Source organism: Prevotella sp. khp1 (assembly GCF_900102205.1).
Classification (GTDB): domain Bacteria; phylum Bacteroidota; class Bacteroidia; order Bacteroidales; family Bacteroidaceae; genus Prevotella; species Prevotella ruminicola.
The window spans coordinates 1,281,470-1,297,993 of record NZ_FNJZ01000001.1; the positions used below are offsets into that span (position 1 = coordinate 1,281,470).

14 protein-coding genes are annotated in these 16,524 nt (G+C 49.4%); all 14 read right to left on the minus strand.

Annotated elements, in window-relative coordinates:
• Window positions 1–5: 5 nt before the first annotated feature.
• Complete coding sequence (locus tag BLR73_RS05360; protein ID WP_013064037.1) at window positions 6–551, minus strand: 4Fe-4S dicluster domain-containing protein; 546 nt, start codon at window positions 549–551, stop codon at window positions 6–8.
• A gap of 9 nt (window positions 552–560) precedes the next feature.
• A complete protein-coding gene (gene nuoH, locus BLR73_RS05365; RefSeq protein WP_091859694.1) occupies window positions 561–1,649 on the minus strand; it encodes an NADH-quinone oxidoreductase subunit NuoH in 1,089 nt (362 codons plus the stop codon).
• A 39-nt stretch (window positions 1,650–1,688) separates the two neighbouring features.
• On the minus strand, window positions 1,689–3,254 hold the full coding sequence (locus BLR73_RS05370; protein WP_091859697.1) for an NADH-quinone oxidoreductase subunit D-related protein: 1,566 nt from the start codon (window positions 3,252–3,254) through the stop codon (window positions 1,689–1,691).
• A complete protein-coding gene (locus BLR73_RS05375) occupies window positions 3,251–4,042 on the minus strand; it encodes an NADH-quinone oxidoreductase subunit B (RefSeq protein ID WP_091859700.1) in 792 nt (263 codons plus the stop codon). Before BLR73_RS05375 ends, BLR73_RS05370 begins: the two co-directional genes overlap by 4 nt.
• Window positions 4,033–4,383, minus strand: a complete 351-nt coding sequence (locus tag BLR73_RS05380; RefSeq protein ID WP_028908178.1) for an NADH-quinone oxidoreductase subunit A — start codon at window positions 4,381–4,383, stop codon at window positions 4,033–4,035. Before BLR73_RS05380 ends, BLR73_RS05375 begins: the two co-directional genes overlap by 10 nt.
• 52 nt (window positions 4,384–4,435) lie before the next feature.
• A complete protein-coding gene (locus BLR73_RS05385; protein ID WP_091859703.1) occupies window positions 4,436–5,947 on the minus strand; it encodes an alkaline phosphatase family protein in 1,512 nt (503 codons plus the stop codon).
• A 58-nt stretch (window positions 5,948–6,005) separates the two neighbouring features.
• On the minus strand, window positions 6,006–7,280 hold the full coding sequence (locus tag BLR73_RS05390) for an AGE family epimerase/isomerase (protein WP_176763620.1): 1,275 nt from the start codon (window positions 7,278–7,280) through the stop codon (window positions 6,006–6,008).
• Window positions 7,277–8,620: an MFS transporter gene (locus BLR73_RS05395; protein ID WP_091859707.1), complete on the minus strand. Its 1,344-nt coding sequence runs from the start codon at window positions 8,618–8,620 to the stop codon at window positions 7,277–7,279. The genes BLR73_RS05390 and BLR73_RS05395 overlap by 4 nt, the downstream gene beginning before the upstream one ends.
• 28 nt (window positions 8,621–8,648) lie before the next feature.
• Entirely contained in the window at window positions 8,649–9,827 is a 1,179-nt protein-coding gene (locus BLR73_RS05400) for a glycoside hydrolase family 130 protein (RefSeq protein WP_091859710.1), read from the minus strand.
• A gap of 21 nt (window positions 9,828–9,848) precedes the next feature.
• Window positions 9,849–12,158, minus strand: a complete 2,310-nt coding sequence (locus tag BLR73_RS14730; RefSeq protein ID WP_091859713.1) for a glycosyl hydrolase — start codon at window positions 12,156–12,158, stop codon at window positions 9,849–9,851.
• Between the two features lie 454 nt (window positions 12,159–12,612).
• Entirely contained in the window at window positions 12,613–13,197 is a 585-nt protein-coding gene (locus tag BLR73_RS05415) for a superoxide dismutase (protein WP_091859719.1), read from the minus strand.
• A gap of 136 nt (window positions 13,198–13,333) precedes the next feature.
• Complete coding sequence (locus BLR73_RS05420; protein WP_091859722.1) at window positions 13,334–13,633, minus strand: hypothetical protein; 300 nt, start codon at window positions 13,631–13,633, stop codon at window positions 13,334–13,336.
• A gap of 333 nt (window positions 13,634–13,966) precedes the next feature.
• Complete coding sequence (locus tag BLR73_RS05425; RefSeq protein ID WP_091859724.1) at window positions 13,967–14,761, minus strand: transposase; 795 nt, start codon at window positions 14,759–14,761, stop codon at window positions 13,967–13,969.
• 483 nt (window positions 14,762–15,244) lie between these two features.
• A complete protein-coding gene (locus tag BLR73_RS05430; RefSeq protein WP_143010886.1) occupies window positions 15,245–16,513 on the minus strand; it encodes a glycosyltransferase family 4 protein in 1,269 nt (422 codons plus the stop codon).
• Window positions 16,514–16,524 lie beyond the last annotated feature (11 nt).

Genomic DNA, 16,524 nt, shown 5'->3' on the forward strand with positions numbered 1-16,524 from the left:
ATGCGTTACTTGGTTTTAGTGTTAAACTTACCGACCTGCCATTCGGCACCGCCCTCAATCAGGTTAGGCAGAGAGCCACCAGCGTAAACCTCCTCGTTCAGGTGCAGTACCAGACGAGAGCGGTCGAACACTGCGTTCTCAAAGTCGTTTGTAAACTCGATGGCGTCAAAGTTGCAGGCGTTGGTACACAACTGGCAGAACATACAGTCGCCCAGGTCGTACGCATAATCGTCCAGCACCTTCTTTTTCTTGCCTGTCTCAGGATCCTCGGCCATGTGGGCAGTAATCTTGATGGTTCCGTTAGGACAGGCCTTTTCGCACAATGTGCAAGCGGTACACTTGTAGCTGCCATCCTCGTTGCGCTTAAAGGTCAAGCGACCACGGTGACGCTTTGATACGTGCAGTGTAGTCTTGCGGTTTTCGGGATACTGCTCTGTCGACTTATTGGTGAAGAAATCCTTGAAATACTCCTTCCAAGTAATCTTCATACCTGTAGCCAAAGTCTTCAGGCCGTGTCCGATTTCTCCGAAATATGTTTTGTTATCTTCCATTGCTATACCTTATTTAATATATAGGCCCAGGGCCACAACAACAGTCATAATTACCAGGTTGATAAGTCCCAGAGGCATCAAGTACTTCCACTCCAGCTTCAGGATCTGGTCGATACGCAAACGTGGGAAAGTCCACTTCACCCACATCAGCAACCAAACCACCAGCAGGGTCTTGCCAAAGAACCATACGATACCGGGGATGTAGTTCATCACGGTATCAAAGGCGTCCACACCAATGTTGATAGGCGCCCAACCACCCAGGAATACAGCCGAAGCCAATCCAGCAATGATAAACAGGTTCAGGAACTCAGCCAGATAGAAGAAACCGAAGCCCATACCCGAGTACTCTGTGTGATGACCGGCAGTCAACTCACTCTCAGCCTCAGCCATATCAAACGGACCACGGTTAGCCTCGGCGTTACCTGCAATCAGGAATACCACAAAGGCGATGATGGCAGGGATATGACCCTGGAAGATCAGCCACTTAAAGGCACCTGTCTGAGCCTCTACGATACCACTCATCTGCATGGTACCTGTCAGGATCACAGCGGTAATCAGACAGAGGCAGAGCGACATCTCGTACGAGATCATCTGAACAGCAGCACGCATGGCCGAAACCACCGAGTACTTGTTGTTCGAACCCCAACCAGCCAGGAAGATACCTACCACACCAATCGATGAGATAGCAGTTACCAGGAAGATACCTACATTAAAGTCAAGCACTTGGGCACCATTGTTCCAAGGCAGGAAGCTGAAGGTTCCTACCGACGCAATGATTACCAGCAGTGGAGCTACAGCATACAGCAGCTTATCAGCACGATCCACGAAGAAGATCTCCTTCACGAGCATCTTCAGTACATCGGCAAAAATCTGCAGGGTACCGTGGAAACCTACACGGGTAGGTCCCAGTCGACACTGGAAATAAGCGCATACCCAGCGCTCCATCATAATCATCAGCATGGCAATCAGCGCATATCCAGCCAGGATACCAGCGCCAACCAGCACGCATTCAATCAATATCGACCAGAAATCTCCTAAACCGAGAGTCTCGCGCAGGAGAGCGTCGAACCATGTTGTAAATATAGAAAAGTCGAACATAATCTTTACTTTTTACATTATTACATTTTTACATTTCGACTATCTGTCGATATCAGGAATTACAACGTCAATGGCAGCACAGGTGGCAATCAGGTCGGCAATCTTCTGACCACGCAGCATGGGGTCGAAAGCACCAACCAGCGAGAGTCCCATTGGGCGCATCTTCATGCGGTATGGACTCTTATCGCCACGCGAGTCGAGATAAACACCAAACTCACCAGCCACACCCTCAACCGAGTAGTACCACTGACCCTCGGGCACCTTGATGATTGGCTTCTGCTTCACGTAGAAGTCACCCTCAGGGATATTGTCGATGAGCTGCTCGATAATGTTCAAGCTCTGGTACATCTCGTTGATATGTACCAGGTAGCGGTCCATAGAGTCGCAACCAGTCAGTGTGCACTGCTCCCACTCCACCTTGTCGTACATATCGTATGGGTGGTTCTTACGCACATCACTCTTCCAACCCGAAGCACGTCCGGCAGGACCAGTCACTGCATACGAAATACAGTCTTCCTTGCTCATTGGTCCGCACTTCTCCAGTCGGTTGTGTGTAATCACGTTGTCACCAAACACATCCATATACTCCTTGATCATGGGGCGCAGGTACTTCACCAGTGCCTTCACGTTCGATACAAAGTTAGGATCGATATCATCCTGCAGTCCACCTATTCTATAATAGTTCTGAATCAGGCGTCCACCGGTGGTCTCCTCCATACAGTTCAGCACATGCTCACGATCGCGCATACCATACAGGAAGGCAGTCAGAGCGCCCAGGTCCTGAGCCACACACGAGGTGTACAGCAGGTGACTGTCCAAACGCTGCAGCTCATCCATAATGGTGCGGATGTACTTAATACGGTCGGTCAGCTCCACCTCCATGGCCTCCTCAATCACACCTACCAGTGCATGACGATGCTGCATGGCACCCAGGTAGTTCAGTCGGTCGGTCAGAGCCAGTGTCTGAGGATAGGTCATACCCTCCCACATCTTCTCGATACCACGATGGATATAACCAAAGTGAGGATAGATGCGCTTCACGGTCTCACCGTCCAGCACAGTCTGCAAACGCAGCACACCGTGGGTAGCAGGGTGCTGAGGACCGATGTTAATCACATAGTCGTCGGCCTTAAACAGTTTGTTCTGCTTGCACTGCAGCTTACCCTCCTTGTCCAGATAGTACTCCAGACCGTAGTCAGGCTCTACATCATCCTCCAGGGTGTACTTATCGTTAAACTCCCAATCCTTACGGAAAGGGTGTCCCTTAAAGTCGGTACGCAGGAACAGGCGACGCATATCCTTATGACCCAGGAACACGATGCCGAAGAAATCGTAAACCTCGCGCTCCAGCAGCTCGGCCACTCTCCAGATATCAGAAACGGTAGGGATATAAGGCGTATCGTTCTGAGTCTGTGCCAGCTGCTTCACAGCACAACGCTCGTGGGTGTTGGTATTCTCCAGAATATACACACAACCCAGACCTTCTTCTCCACCAAAATCCTCACCTACGATAGTTACAAGATAGTCAAAGCCTTTCTTGCTCTTCAAGTTCAGCATCTCCGAGGCGAACTTCTCAAAGTCGAATGATAAAAATTCTAATTTCATGCCTTGTCCTCCCCTTTGTTAGATTGAACATTGACCATTGAACATTGACCATTATTTGCAGCACCACTGACCTCCGAATGGTCAATGGTCAATGGTGAATGGTCAATGGAAAAATCCTCGGGTACATCTGTTACCACGATGGGCTCTCTACGATGATCACCCAGGTTGTTACGGAATGTCAACTCCTCGTTCGATACACCCAGCTCGCGCTCCTCAGCGTTCTGCTTGTGGTTAGCACCTCCAAAGAATTTCTCTACCTTCACCTTACGCTGCAGCTGCATCATACCATACATGATAGCCTCTGGACGTGGGGGACAGCCAGGGATGAACACATCCACGGGCACAATCTCCTCGATACCCTTTACCACATGGTAGCTCGACTTGAAAGGACCACCACTGATGGCGCATCCACCAACAGCCACCACATACTTAGGCTCAGCCATCTGGTCGTACAAACGCTTCAGGGCTGGGGCCATCTTGTGGGTGATGGTACCTGCACACATAATCAGGTCGGCCTGTCGTGGTGAGTTACGTGTTACCTCGAAACCAAATCGGGCAAAGTCGTAACGTGAGCAACCACAAGCCATAAACTCAATACCACAGCATGATGTAGCAAAAGTGAGCGACCACAGTGAGTTACTACGTCCCCAGTTAATCAACTGGTCAAGCGAACCTGTAACCACGTTTACGCCACCCTCATGCAGCTCGTCGATAATCTTCTCCAACGACTCGTTGTCGTTCCACTCCTCGTAAGGAATGCTCTTGATGTGGGGCTTTCTTACTTCCATTCGAGATCTCCTTTCCGCCAGGCATAAGCCAAGCCTAATACCAGAACTACTAAGAAGAAGCCGATGCTAAGCAGAGCCATTGCGCCGAACTCCTTCACTACCACAGCCCATGGATACAGAAACACCGTTTCCACATCGAACATGAGGAACAAGATGGCAAAGAGATAGAAACCTACCGAAACAGGCAACCATGAGCTGCCGCGGGTAGGAATACCACTCTCATACGGCTCACCCTTGACCTTTGCGTAGGACCTTGGTCCCAACAGCTTGGCCATCACGTAAGCCGCTACCACCAATGTAATAGCCGTCACCAAGACGGTAATTAACAAAGTAAAGTTCATAAAAAGCTAACTATAATTTTATATTAATGTTTTAATCATTTTTCTCAAGTAGTTACTGGCCTATCACCTCTGTAATAGGTTCACCCACACACGCGTTTGGCTGCTGTATGTGCAGCTTCTGGCACACGGTAGGTGCTATATCGGTAATATGCACTTCGCGACTGGTGGCCCCATGCTTCACCTGCCAACCGTAGAACAGCAGGGGGATATGGGCATCGTAGGGGTTCCACTCGCCATGAGTGGTGCCGATGGGCGACGATCCCTTACCAAATCCGTACCAGCCTGGCTCCAGCATAAAGATGATATCACCCGAACGGTCGTGATGATACCCCTTCAGGGCACGCTCTTTCAGCATCTCAGGCACGGGAGCAGTGGCAGCCTTCTTGAAATCAAAGGCGAAAGCAACATGTGGGGTCTTCAGCAACTCCTCAACAATCACCTCGCGCACTTTCTCCTCGTCGAGCCCCTGCTCACGGATAGCCTCCTTGTCCAGCACCAGACGGTAGTCCAGACAGTCTTTGATGATATTCTTAGTCAGGTGCAGTCGCTCCTGCAAGCGCTTGGCAGCCTCTCCACTATACATCTCGTCGAACATAAACGGACCTCCGCCCAGACGGTGGTCTTCCATGAACTTAAAGTTATGCGCAGCCCCGTGGTCGGCAGTCAGGAATACCAGGTAGTTACCCTCGCCCACCTGCTCGTCGAAAGCCTTCAGCAGTTTGGCGATATCCTTATCCAGCTCCAGGTAAGCCTCGTCGGTATGCTCTCCACGCGTGCCGAACTCATGTCCGATCACATCCGTCTGCGAGAAACTCACACACAGCATGTCGGTAGCCTCGCCCTTACCAAGCTGTTCGCCTTTTAAAGCAGCAATGGCCATATCAGCAGTGATATGACCACACAATGGATACAGTCCGACGTTCTTACCTACCTTCTGTAGCTCTTTGTTTTTCTTCAGCTGGGCGTTATACTCCTTGGCCCATTTGGGCAGTTCCTGCATATACCAGGTACTGCTGATAAACTGTCCGGCCTTGGTATCAATCCAATAGGCAGCATTGGCACTTCGTCCGGCAGGCAGAATGGCAGCGCGGTCTTTGTAGCTCACACCAATCACCTTCGACTTGAAGTCGGTATGCAGGCGCAACTGGTCGCCAATGGTCGTGGCCAACAGGTTGACAGGCGACGAAGCCTTCACCTTGTCCGAGCCAACGGTCTTCACGTCGTGATCCTCGCAACTTTCAATCTTCACGCCGTTCTTGTAAAAAGCATTACCGCAGATACCATGAAAAGCAGGTGTTGATCCCGTGTAAACACTGGTATGTCCGATGGCAGTTACAGTGGGCAGATAATTAATAAGGCAGTTATTACATGAGTACCCTTGGTTAATGAGGCGCTTCAGTCCGTCCTCCTGATACTGATTGTAATACCTGCCGAGATAATCCCAACGCATCTGATCAACTACGATTCCTACCACGAGCTTAGGGCGCTCGTTAAACTGCGTTTGTGCCTGACTGTCAACAACATAGCACAACGCCAATGCAACGAATAGTATCAATCTTTTCATAATTGGTTGCAAAGGTAAGAAAAATCCGCCAAAGTTCCAAATTCTCTGGCGGATTTTTTTATCTCTCTATGATTTCTAGACACATGCGCGAATTGTGATACGGACATTTCCAGAAACCGGCTTTGTCGTCTTTTGTGTTCAGCAAACCGTTGGCATGCCTGCTCCAGTACCACTCACCGTGTTCGTAATCTATCAGCTGTTTTTTGATATAATGCCAGCATTTTTCAGCACGATTCAGAGCCTCTTCATCGCCGAAATGCTGCCAGATATTATACCAGCCCACCACGTTCTCGGCCTGTACCCACCAGTGCAGATCATCATCCACATAGCCCGTATCCAGATTGGCCTCGTGTATCAGCGAACCATCGGGTCGCAAACCCTTCGCCGATGCCTGTGCAACCGCTTGTACAATAGGTTCCACCTTGTTCAGCACCTGCTGGTCGCCCAGCACCAGAGCCGCCTCGTGCAACAGCCACGAGCACTCGATATCATGACCATAACTCTCCAGATGGCCGGCCCCACGCGTCCAGTCCATTCCAAAGAACAGATCCAGGTGGTTGGTATCCTTGTTCAGTATCTTCTCTGTAAAGATATCTACCAAGTTTCTCAGTGCCCCTTCCACCTCGCTGATGGTCTGTGGCGGCACACTGATTCCCACAGGCAGCACAGAGCCGATGGCCGACACATAGTCGCACGACTCCTTCGCCTGCGCCTCTTTCAGACATCTCAGCAGGTTAGTATAAGGCTCGATAATATGCAAGTGGGTGTTCTGCGATTTGGGATAGTTGGCATCCAGATCCGACAGGCGCATATCCTCTATCCTACCCCACTCGCGTGTGCAGGCCTCAATATAGCCGTTATGCTCGCTGTCAAAGGCGTGCTCCTCTATACAGTCGTACAGGTCCAGCGCATAGTCCAGCGCCTCTCTGTCGCCCGTGGCACGGGCATATTCCGTCAGTCCGTAAATCATAAAGCCGATGGCATAAAACTGCTTCTTGGTGTCCAGCGGGTTTCCCTCGCAATCCACACTCCAGTACACGCCACCATACTCCTGGTCAATAAAATGCTCAATGATATAGTCCTTGGCGCGGGTGGCGGCCTCCAGGTACTCCGGGTGCTTCAGCACACGGAAAGCAGCCGAGAAGGCCCACAATATGCGGGCATTCAGGATGGCACCTTTCTCGGCATCCTTATGCAACTCGCCGTTGCCGTCCATCCTGCCGTAAAAGCCACCATGCTCATAGTCCATCATTTGGTCGAGCCAGAAACGCAGGATGTTATTCTCCACCACATCCTGCATCTCGCGCTTCATCATATCAACACGTTCGTTCATTTCTTAATCGGATAAATCCAGGTCAGTACAATAATCAGGCCGGCAATAATAGCCGGGAACAGAGAGAACAGGCTCCATACCATCGAGAGCACCGAGTCGGTAATCGAGGCTGGGTCCACCATGGTGTTACCCATGTCGTCGGTAATCATGCTGGCACCAGCCAGACCCAGGAAGAGGGCTACCAGCGAACCAGAGATGGCGGTACCGAACTTCTGGGCCATCGTACCTGACGAGAAGATCAAGCCAGTGCTCGAGGTACCGTTCTTTTCAGTTGCATAGTCAGCCACATCCGCATACATACTCCACAGCAGGGGCGAATACAAGCCGATACCTACCGAGGTGAGCACCACCAGCGCCACCATCACCCAGATATAAGCGGGATCCATAGGCACAAAGAAGAAAGCCACCGAGAATACCACACATATCAGCGCAGCAGCCATAAAGGCCTTACGCTTCGAGCCAATCAGCTCTGTGAACTTTGGCGACACGCCACCGAATATCATACAGGTCAGCTCACCAAAGGTCATAAACACGGTGTAGTTGATAATCAGTCCGCTCACCGTTACATCCCCATGCAAGCAGTATTCCAACAGATAGCCGGCCACAGCGTAGCGGAAGCCGTTAAAAAAGTTGGTGCAGATACCTATCAGCGTCAGGATAATCCAAGGCTTATTCTTAAACAAGTCGCCGAACTGCTTAAACTCAAATTTCTCGGCACGTACAGGCTTCAGGCGCTCCTTGGTCAGGAATCCGCAAGCCAGGGTACCGGCAGCAGCAATCACACCAAAAAAAGCACCCAGCACGGCATACTGGTGCTGCTCAGTACCACCCACCAGTCGCTGCAGGTAAGGGAACGACAGCAGGGTCACAAAACCCATCGCATAGGCACCTACCATACGGAAACTCGAGAACTGGTTCTTCTCGTTGTCATCATCGGTCATCACACCCAGCAACGAGCCATAAGGCACGTTCACAGCGGTGTACATCGCCATCATCAGCAGATACAGACTGTAAGCCCAGATGCGCTTGCCCGTCAGTCCGAAGTCAGGCGTATAGAGCAGCAGGGCAAACACCAGTCCGAAGGGAATAGCGCCAAATATCAGCCAGGGGCGATAGGTGCCCCATTTGCTCTGTGTACGGTCGGCGAGCGATCCCATCAGCGGGTCGGTCACCACATCAAACATACGTGCTATCAGCATCAGTGTCGCTGCATCAGCAAACGTCATTCCAAACACATTTGTAAAAAACAGCGGGAAGGCAATCGACATGATTTTCCATGTGATACCACCAGCAGCCGCATCGCCCAAGGCGTAACCTATTTTCTCCTTTAACGTCGCCATATAATCTTTAATGTTTAATGTTTAATTTTTAATGTTTCATGTTTAATGTACGTCTGTTTTTGTCTATCAACTTGTTGATGGTCAAAACAGAAGCCGCGGTATAATAGCCATCCTCAGGGGTGTTCATACAGTAATCGATGAGCTTATCGATGGTAGATGTAGCCACGTGCATACGCGTGTCGGCCGAGGCATAGTAGATAAACACCTTACCATCCTCATCGGCAATCCAACCATTCGCAAAAGCCACGTTCATCACGTCGCCATAGTACTCGTTACCCTCAGGCACCAGGAAATAGCCACCAGGACGTGCGATTACCTTTGTGGGGTCGTCGAGGGCAGTCATATACATATACAGCACGTAGCGCAGACCGTCGGCAGTGGCACGCACACCATGCGCCAGGTGCAACCATCCCTTGGGCGTTTTGATGGGGTGTGGTCCCTCACCATTCTTCACCTCGGTGATGGTGTGGTATTTGCGCTCGTAGATGATGGTTTCTTCCTTGATCTCAGCGTGGGTGATGTCATCCACCAGTGCCCAGCCGATACCGCCACCGCTACCAGTGTCGATAAAACCATCCTGCGGACGGGTATAGAAAGCGTATTTTCCGTTTACGAACTCTGGATGCAACACCACGTTTCGCTGTTGACTCTTGGATTTCAGGTCAGGTAGTCTGTACCAGGTTTTCAGGTCTTTAGTACGCGCGATACCCGCAGTAGCTGTAGCAGCACTCAGGTCGCCAGGCTGCGAGTCGTCATGACGCTCAGCACAGAACACGCCGTATATCCAACCATCCTCATGCTGTGTCAGTCGCATATCATAAACATTGGTAGCAGGCACCACATCATCCGGCATGGTGATGGGTTCCTCCCAGAAGCGGAAGTTGTCGATACCATTCTCGCTCTCTGCCACAGCAAAGTAGCTCTTGCGGTCAGCCCCCTCAACACGCACCACCAGACAGTATTTCCCCTGCCATTTAATGGCACCTGCGTTCAGCGTGGCATTACACATAATACGCTGCATCAGGTAAGGGTTGTCCTGCTCACTGAAGTCGTACTTCCACTCCAAGGGCACGTGTTCAGCTGTTAACACGGGGTTCTTGTACTTCTCGTAAATACCATTTCCCCACTCCAGGGGTTCGTTCTTTTTCGCAAGCAGCTCCTCATGATGTCTTCTCAGAGCCGCTACCTTCTGTTCAAACTCGCTCATATAATGTTTAATGCTTAATTTTTAATGTTTAATATCATTTAAGAACATCACGTTCTTGGCCTCCTTAAACGCTTTGCGGTAGTTTTCCCCACAGGGTGTGCCCGGCACCGGTCCGAACCATTCCTTCTCGTAGTTACGCCACAACAGGAAATAGCTGATGGGATATTTATCCATCTGTGGTTTCAGCACTCTGCTGAACCATGTGGCGTCAGGGATATTCTTATAGCCACACTCCGTCATCGCCAACAGTTTACCGTTATTCTTGGCAAACTGTGTCAGGAATGTCAGGTCGCTGTTCACGGCCTTGATAAAATCCTGCTCCGAGCCCCACTGGTAGGCATCCTCACCTATCAGCGTCACGCGGTCGTTACCCGGGTAGCGCTGCATAAAGCGTTCCAAAGTCCAGCCACCATCCAGGTTGGGCGAGTAGCTCCACAACAGGTTACTGAATCCACGCGCGTTCATATAATCCTGCAGCAGGTTCCAAAGCGCCTTGAATTCGCTGTCGCTGCACAACTTCTGTCCCCACCAGAACCACGAGCCGTTGTTCTCGTGCCAGGGACGGAAGATGATGGGTACTGGCTGTCCGGTTTCATCCTTCAGACTTTCGAGGAAGTCGGCCAAGCGGGCCATCCACACTTTAAACAAGTCCGCCTTCACGCCACCAGGCAGGATACTCTTCACCACCTTGTTGTTGGTCACATCCCAGGCTGTTCCACCTGTCAGCGGGTTACGTGGATGCCAACTGATGGTCACAATGCCCCCACGCTTCACATGGGCCAGCAGTTCATCGTGTATGCGGGTAAAGGGCACGCTGTCCAGGTTCTTCTCATCCCCCATCTCTATGCCACCCAGTTCAAAGCCCATCACAGCAGGATAGTCGCCCACGGTCAGTTTCACGTCGCTCTTACCATCCTCGTAGGCCCAACCGATACCGTAGAACGGATCGTCCTGATGCCCCGCCATATAGCCTTTCTGCTGCAAACTCGTCAGTCTGTCGGCCAACTGCGTCGCAGTCGTCTGTTTCAACTCTTTCAGCAACCAAGCCTCCCAAGTGTCCCATTGTTCCTGATGCCAGAAGTGCCAGGTAGCCTGATAAGGCTTTATCTCCTTCGGTCCCTTCACACTATTATAAGTAGCCCAGGCACTGGTAGGAGGCACCACGTCGTCGTTATAGCCAAACGAGAACCAGCCCTTCTGCCCCTCATCAATCAGCCGCGCAAAATTCACCCCATCATAATATCGAGAAGTAGTAATTTTTTCATTTTTACATTCTTCAATTTTTACATTTTCCCATTTTTTAATTTTTACATTTTCATAAAAGTAGTGAGGCCATCCACAGGCAGCCCCTTTCAGCGAGTTGGTATGATCGCAAAGAGCCGCATGCACAGGCGCATAGCAGGTGATACGCTTATCCAGTCCAGCTGTCACCAGGGTCAGGAATCCCCCTTGACTCGATCCTGTCACACCAGCCTTCTGTCCATCCCAGGGTGTGTACTGCTCGATATAGTCCATCGCACGGATACAACCCATAATCACATGGTGATAGTAGTGTTTTTCGCGGTTGTCCATATTAAACTCCCAGTACCCCTGCAGGGCGCCATTGCCCAGGTTGTCGTACACCCCTTGCTCCATCGTCACAGGAATGCCGTGGATACCAATCTCCAGGGTTATCACCCCCTGCGAGGCCGTATATACATCGCCACCATAGGGACGCACACCAGCACCAGGCACACGCAACAAAGCCGGATATTTCCCTTCGCGCACAGGCACGCATAAGATACCATAGGTACGCGAGCCCCATCGTTCGTTATTAAAGCTTACCTCGTACACGTTCACATCCTTCGTACAACGTTCAGGCAGCAAACGCTTGGTCGGGTTCAGGTCGGTTTTTCGTGCTTCGGCAATGCTCTTTTGCCAGAACTGCTCAAAATCCTCAGGCATCACGGTCGATGGTTGCAGTTTCTCGGGGTTAAAGGCAGCCCCACAGGCCCCGCGGTAATCCACGCCGTTTACATGCGCTGTGACATCCAGACGATAGAATCCCGGTTTCGCCATCGTGCCTTGCAGTTTCAGCGTGCCATCCTTCAGGGTCACGCTTTTGCGAATGTCCTGATACATCTCAGGTCCCATCGCATAATCTATAGCAACGTTTTTAAGTAATGTACCCTCCTGGCGCACCTCTACAGTAAAGTTCACCTTTTCGCCTGTGTTGTATCGCCAGTCAGCATGGTCAGGTTCCACGGTCACCACCACACTATTTCCACGAATCTGTGCCTGCAGCATCACCACTGCGCTCACACAGAAAAAGAAAGCAAGCAGCCTTTTCATTTTTTAATTATCGATTGTCGTTTATTTAATTTTAAGTTTACCGCTGCAAAGTTACGACATCTTTCTTAAACTGCAATACTTTTTTTTGCTCAATCATTACACTTTTCCACCAATCCCCGCTCGTCGGGGCTCTCTGCCCCTTGCCGCTGGGCGCTCCCCGAGTGTTTTAGCATGGTATTAGATAAAGGCCCTATGGGCCGCTGCTCAAAGAGCAGCCATGAGCAATATATGGCGAACCCAAAATATGGGTCGACGAAGTCAACCCTTATTTTGGGCAAAGGCTGGAGAGCCATACCAAAACTTTGATGGAGAGGGTCTTCCCTCGTAATCAACTAAAGCCCCTATGTAGGGGTTGGGGTAGCAATCTTCTTTGGTTCCTTTTCTTCTGTTGTCAGAAGCGCTCGGCTTTGCCGCTTGCTACCAAAGGGACGCAAGAAATGAACATAGCAAACGTTTATCCAAATCGTTTCTCAATAACCTGCCAGTCAATAATCTGCCACAAGGCAGCGAGATGATCGGGCCGACGGTTCTGATAATCGAGATAGTAGGCATGCTCCCAGACATCGAAAGTAAGCAACGGTTTCAAGCCCTTCTGCACAGGGTTGGCCGCATTCGTTTCCTGCGTGATAACCAACTTACCGTCTTTATCAGCAGAAAGCCACACCCATCCAGAACCAAACAACGTAGCCCCAGCTTTCTGGAATGCCTCCTTGAAAGCCTCAAACGAACCAAAGTCACGCACAATTGCCTCTGCCACCTTTCCGACAGGCTGATTGTCAGCCTTTGGCGCAGCAAACTGTCCGAAGTACAACTCATGATTCAGGATCTGTCCAGCATTGTTAAGGATACCACCCGTTGCCTGACAAACGATTTCTTCTAATGCCAGGTCGGCCATCGGATTTCCTTCCAGCAAACCATTCAGGTTATTCACATAAGCCGCCAAGTGCTTCCCATGATGAAAAGCAATCGTTTCGCGACTAATCACCGGCTCCAAGGCCTCAGGCGCATACGACAGCGCCATTAATTCAAACTTTCCCATATCGTTTCCATTTATTGGTTTCGGTTGCAAATATACGAATTAATTTCTATCCACCAAGAGATTTAAGAAATCTTATAAAAAAAATTGAGCCGCAAGCATTTCAGCCTGCGGCTCAACTGAGGGCTAAAACTTATCTCTAAAGCCATTTTGCAAACCTTTCCTTGAAATCAGCTTCAGAGAAGCACTTCCCTGCTTCAAAATCACGTTCCGCTCTTAATGCCGCATCTTTCATTTCTGATGTGAGTTTAATCCTACCTAATTCATCAGAATCAAAAGGAGTTTCCCTTTCCATATCCTTATTTAGATATTCCACAAGAGCCGCCTTATCCGGTTGACTCAGTTTCATAACTTGAGCCAACAAGCCGCTTTTTCTAACATCCTCACTTAACAAGGCTGCTGCAGGCTCTGCTGCATTAATCGTATCTTTCTTTTTCATCACAAATTGCTATTCTGCCTGCAAATATACGAAATATCTCAATATCACCAAACAAAAAATACGAAAAATAGCAGAAACGCGACAAAAAACAACAAACGCCCCGGAAAAGAACTTGTCTTCTCCGAGGCGCTTAGCTGTTGATGCCACGTAACTTCCCCTTGCCAGAACGTTTTGGGGCTCGAGCCCAAGACCCCAAGCGGATCACGATGGTTCTGATGTCAGGAACCTGTCCCCTGGCAGGGTGCGATAATTCTTTCCGTCTCCAGCAGTAGTCAAGGATTCCTTGACAACTGAATTCTTGAAACACCGGAAACACCGGGACAGGTTCCTGTTTCACCTCATGCGATAAATCATGCTTTTACTGATTCCTGTCAATCTCTCCAACTGACGCAATGATGCTCTTTTACCCTTCAATTCTATTAATACAGACTTCTTTATATCTGCAGGCAATTGTTGAAAAGCGCTGCAATTCGTTGCGCCAGTCTTTTCTTTTATCAGCATCATAACCTGATCATCTGAAGGACGTCCTTTCGAGGCATCCTCTATATCAAGACACGCAACTTCATCAGAAATAGGCTCATTTACAAGCTCACTCAACTCATTTAATGGTATTCTGTTCAAAACAGTATGAGTATCACACAACGGGAACAAAGTACTGTTCTTATCCATGTATTCACCCCAACTACTGAACTCATAATCCTTAACCTCACTAACCATCCCTGCCTTCACTGGGTTTTGGTGTATATACCTCAAAAGTGTCACGAAATAAGCCATATCGTTCACAGGCTCACTTTTAAAACGCTCGCGGAACAGATGACCGTCTCTTGAATACTTGTGATTATAATAGTACACATATGAGGAAGCAATCCTTTTTATAGCCATTCCAATTGTGTTCTCGCGTTCACGAATGAGAAGATGAATATGATTAGACATCAGACAATAAGCATACAGAATATAGTTCCTTCCTACAGGAGTACCATCAGGCTCGAACGACTGAGCCATCATGTCCAAGGTATTAAGAAACTGGTAATAGTCCTCCTGCTCCTCAAAGATATTCTGATGATTTATACCACGCATCATCACATGATATATACCCGTTCCCGATGATTTTCTGGATTGCCTTGGCATAGCTTATTATTGATTATTGATGACACACATTATTCGTGAAACAGGTACCTGTCCCTCCGTTTCTCAAAGTATTGGCAAAAGCACTCACGTTCTTCAGCCAACTCTGAATAATCCCCGTATTGGGCTGGGGCATCACAGAACATGTCTGCGAAACAGGAACCAGTCCCGGTGTTTCACGTCCACAACAATTTTCCGCGCTTTATTCATAAATAATTATGAATCAGCACTTTACATTATAATTAACTTTTATTATATCAAGTACTCGGGTTTCTTTTAGTTTTTTAATTTCCCCTTTCCGCCGGCAAATATAGTAAAATAGTTTTTACCAACCAAATCAAAATGTAAAAACTTACAAAAAAAATGAGCCGCAGGCATTTCTGCTTGCAGCTCAATTTCTTTTTCTACGAAACAGGTACCTGTCCCGGTGTTTCATATAAAAAAAATTGAGCCGCAAGCATTTCTACTTGCGGCTCAATTTGCGATTTAGATGATGCGTGCCACGTCCTGTCCCCTGACAGAATTGGCAGAAGAAGGGCGGCCTTTGCCAGCACCAAGCAGGGGCCCATCTACCAGTTTGGTGAGTAGGCGCCAGATGGGGCCCTTCTCACGATGCGAGAACGCACCCACACGCTGCATAAAGTGCCAGAGGGCTGTGCCTTGAGGATAACCTTCCTCATCTAGAAGACCACCATTCTGCTGTATTTTCATCAGTTTGTAGAAACCAAAGGTTACCATAAAACCTAAGCCTACTACGATGTAGAACTGCACATCGATCGATGCACCAAGCTTCCAGCTTGCATACCAGCAAGCCACTACCATCAGATTAATCAGCAGGATAAACAACGCTGCACCTAAGTGCGAGAATCCCATGTCGATAAACAGATGATGCAGATGCGTCTTATCAGGACGGAATGGCGACTTGCCACGCAATATGCGCAGTGTCATCACACGCAACGTGTCAAACACGGGGATACACATCACTGCCACGGTAAATGCCATCAAACTCATGTTTCTATCGTCAAGCATATAGCATGCCTGTGTCGAGCTCAAGGCATAGAAGCAGCACACCGTCATCATCATGCCCAGCATCAGCGTGCCACTATCACCAATAAACATACGCGATTTCTGGCCAAACACATTATGCATAAAGAAAGGCAGCAATGCGCCGATTACAATCAGCGTAACGCATACCATCGTTGGACTCCACACCTTCCAGAAGCAGATACCAAACAGCGTGCAGGCCATCATACCATAGCCACTCGAGTAGCCGTCCACGCCATCAATCAGGTTCACGGCGTTAATCACTCCTACACCAGCCAGCACCGATAGCGGTATCGCTACTGCGTCGGGCAAACGCTCTATGCCCCACAAGCCATGGAAATCGTCCACATATACACCTGTCAGTGCGATGAAACCCAGCACCAAGCCTATCTCAATCAGCAGTCGCAGTCCGGCCGATATATCCTTTACATCGTCCCAGAGTCCGATAGCCATCATGATGCTCATACCGATAAAGCCCGATATCATCACCTTGCTCCACAAAAAGCAGCTCAGCACCGCGCCAGCCACCAGAATACCCATATACACCACAATGCCACCGAACACTGGTACAGGCGTACGCTGCAGTTTTCGCGCGTTCGGGTTATCCACTATGCCATGTCGCCTGGAAAATACCAGTGCCTTTGGAAACACCGCCGCCGATGTCACCATAGCCACAGCAAACACAAGGAGTCCTAAGTATGTATTATCCACAAGTTTTTCAA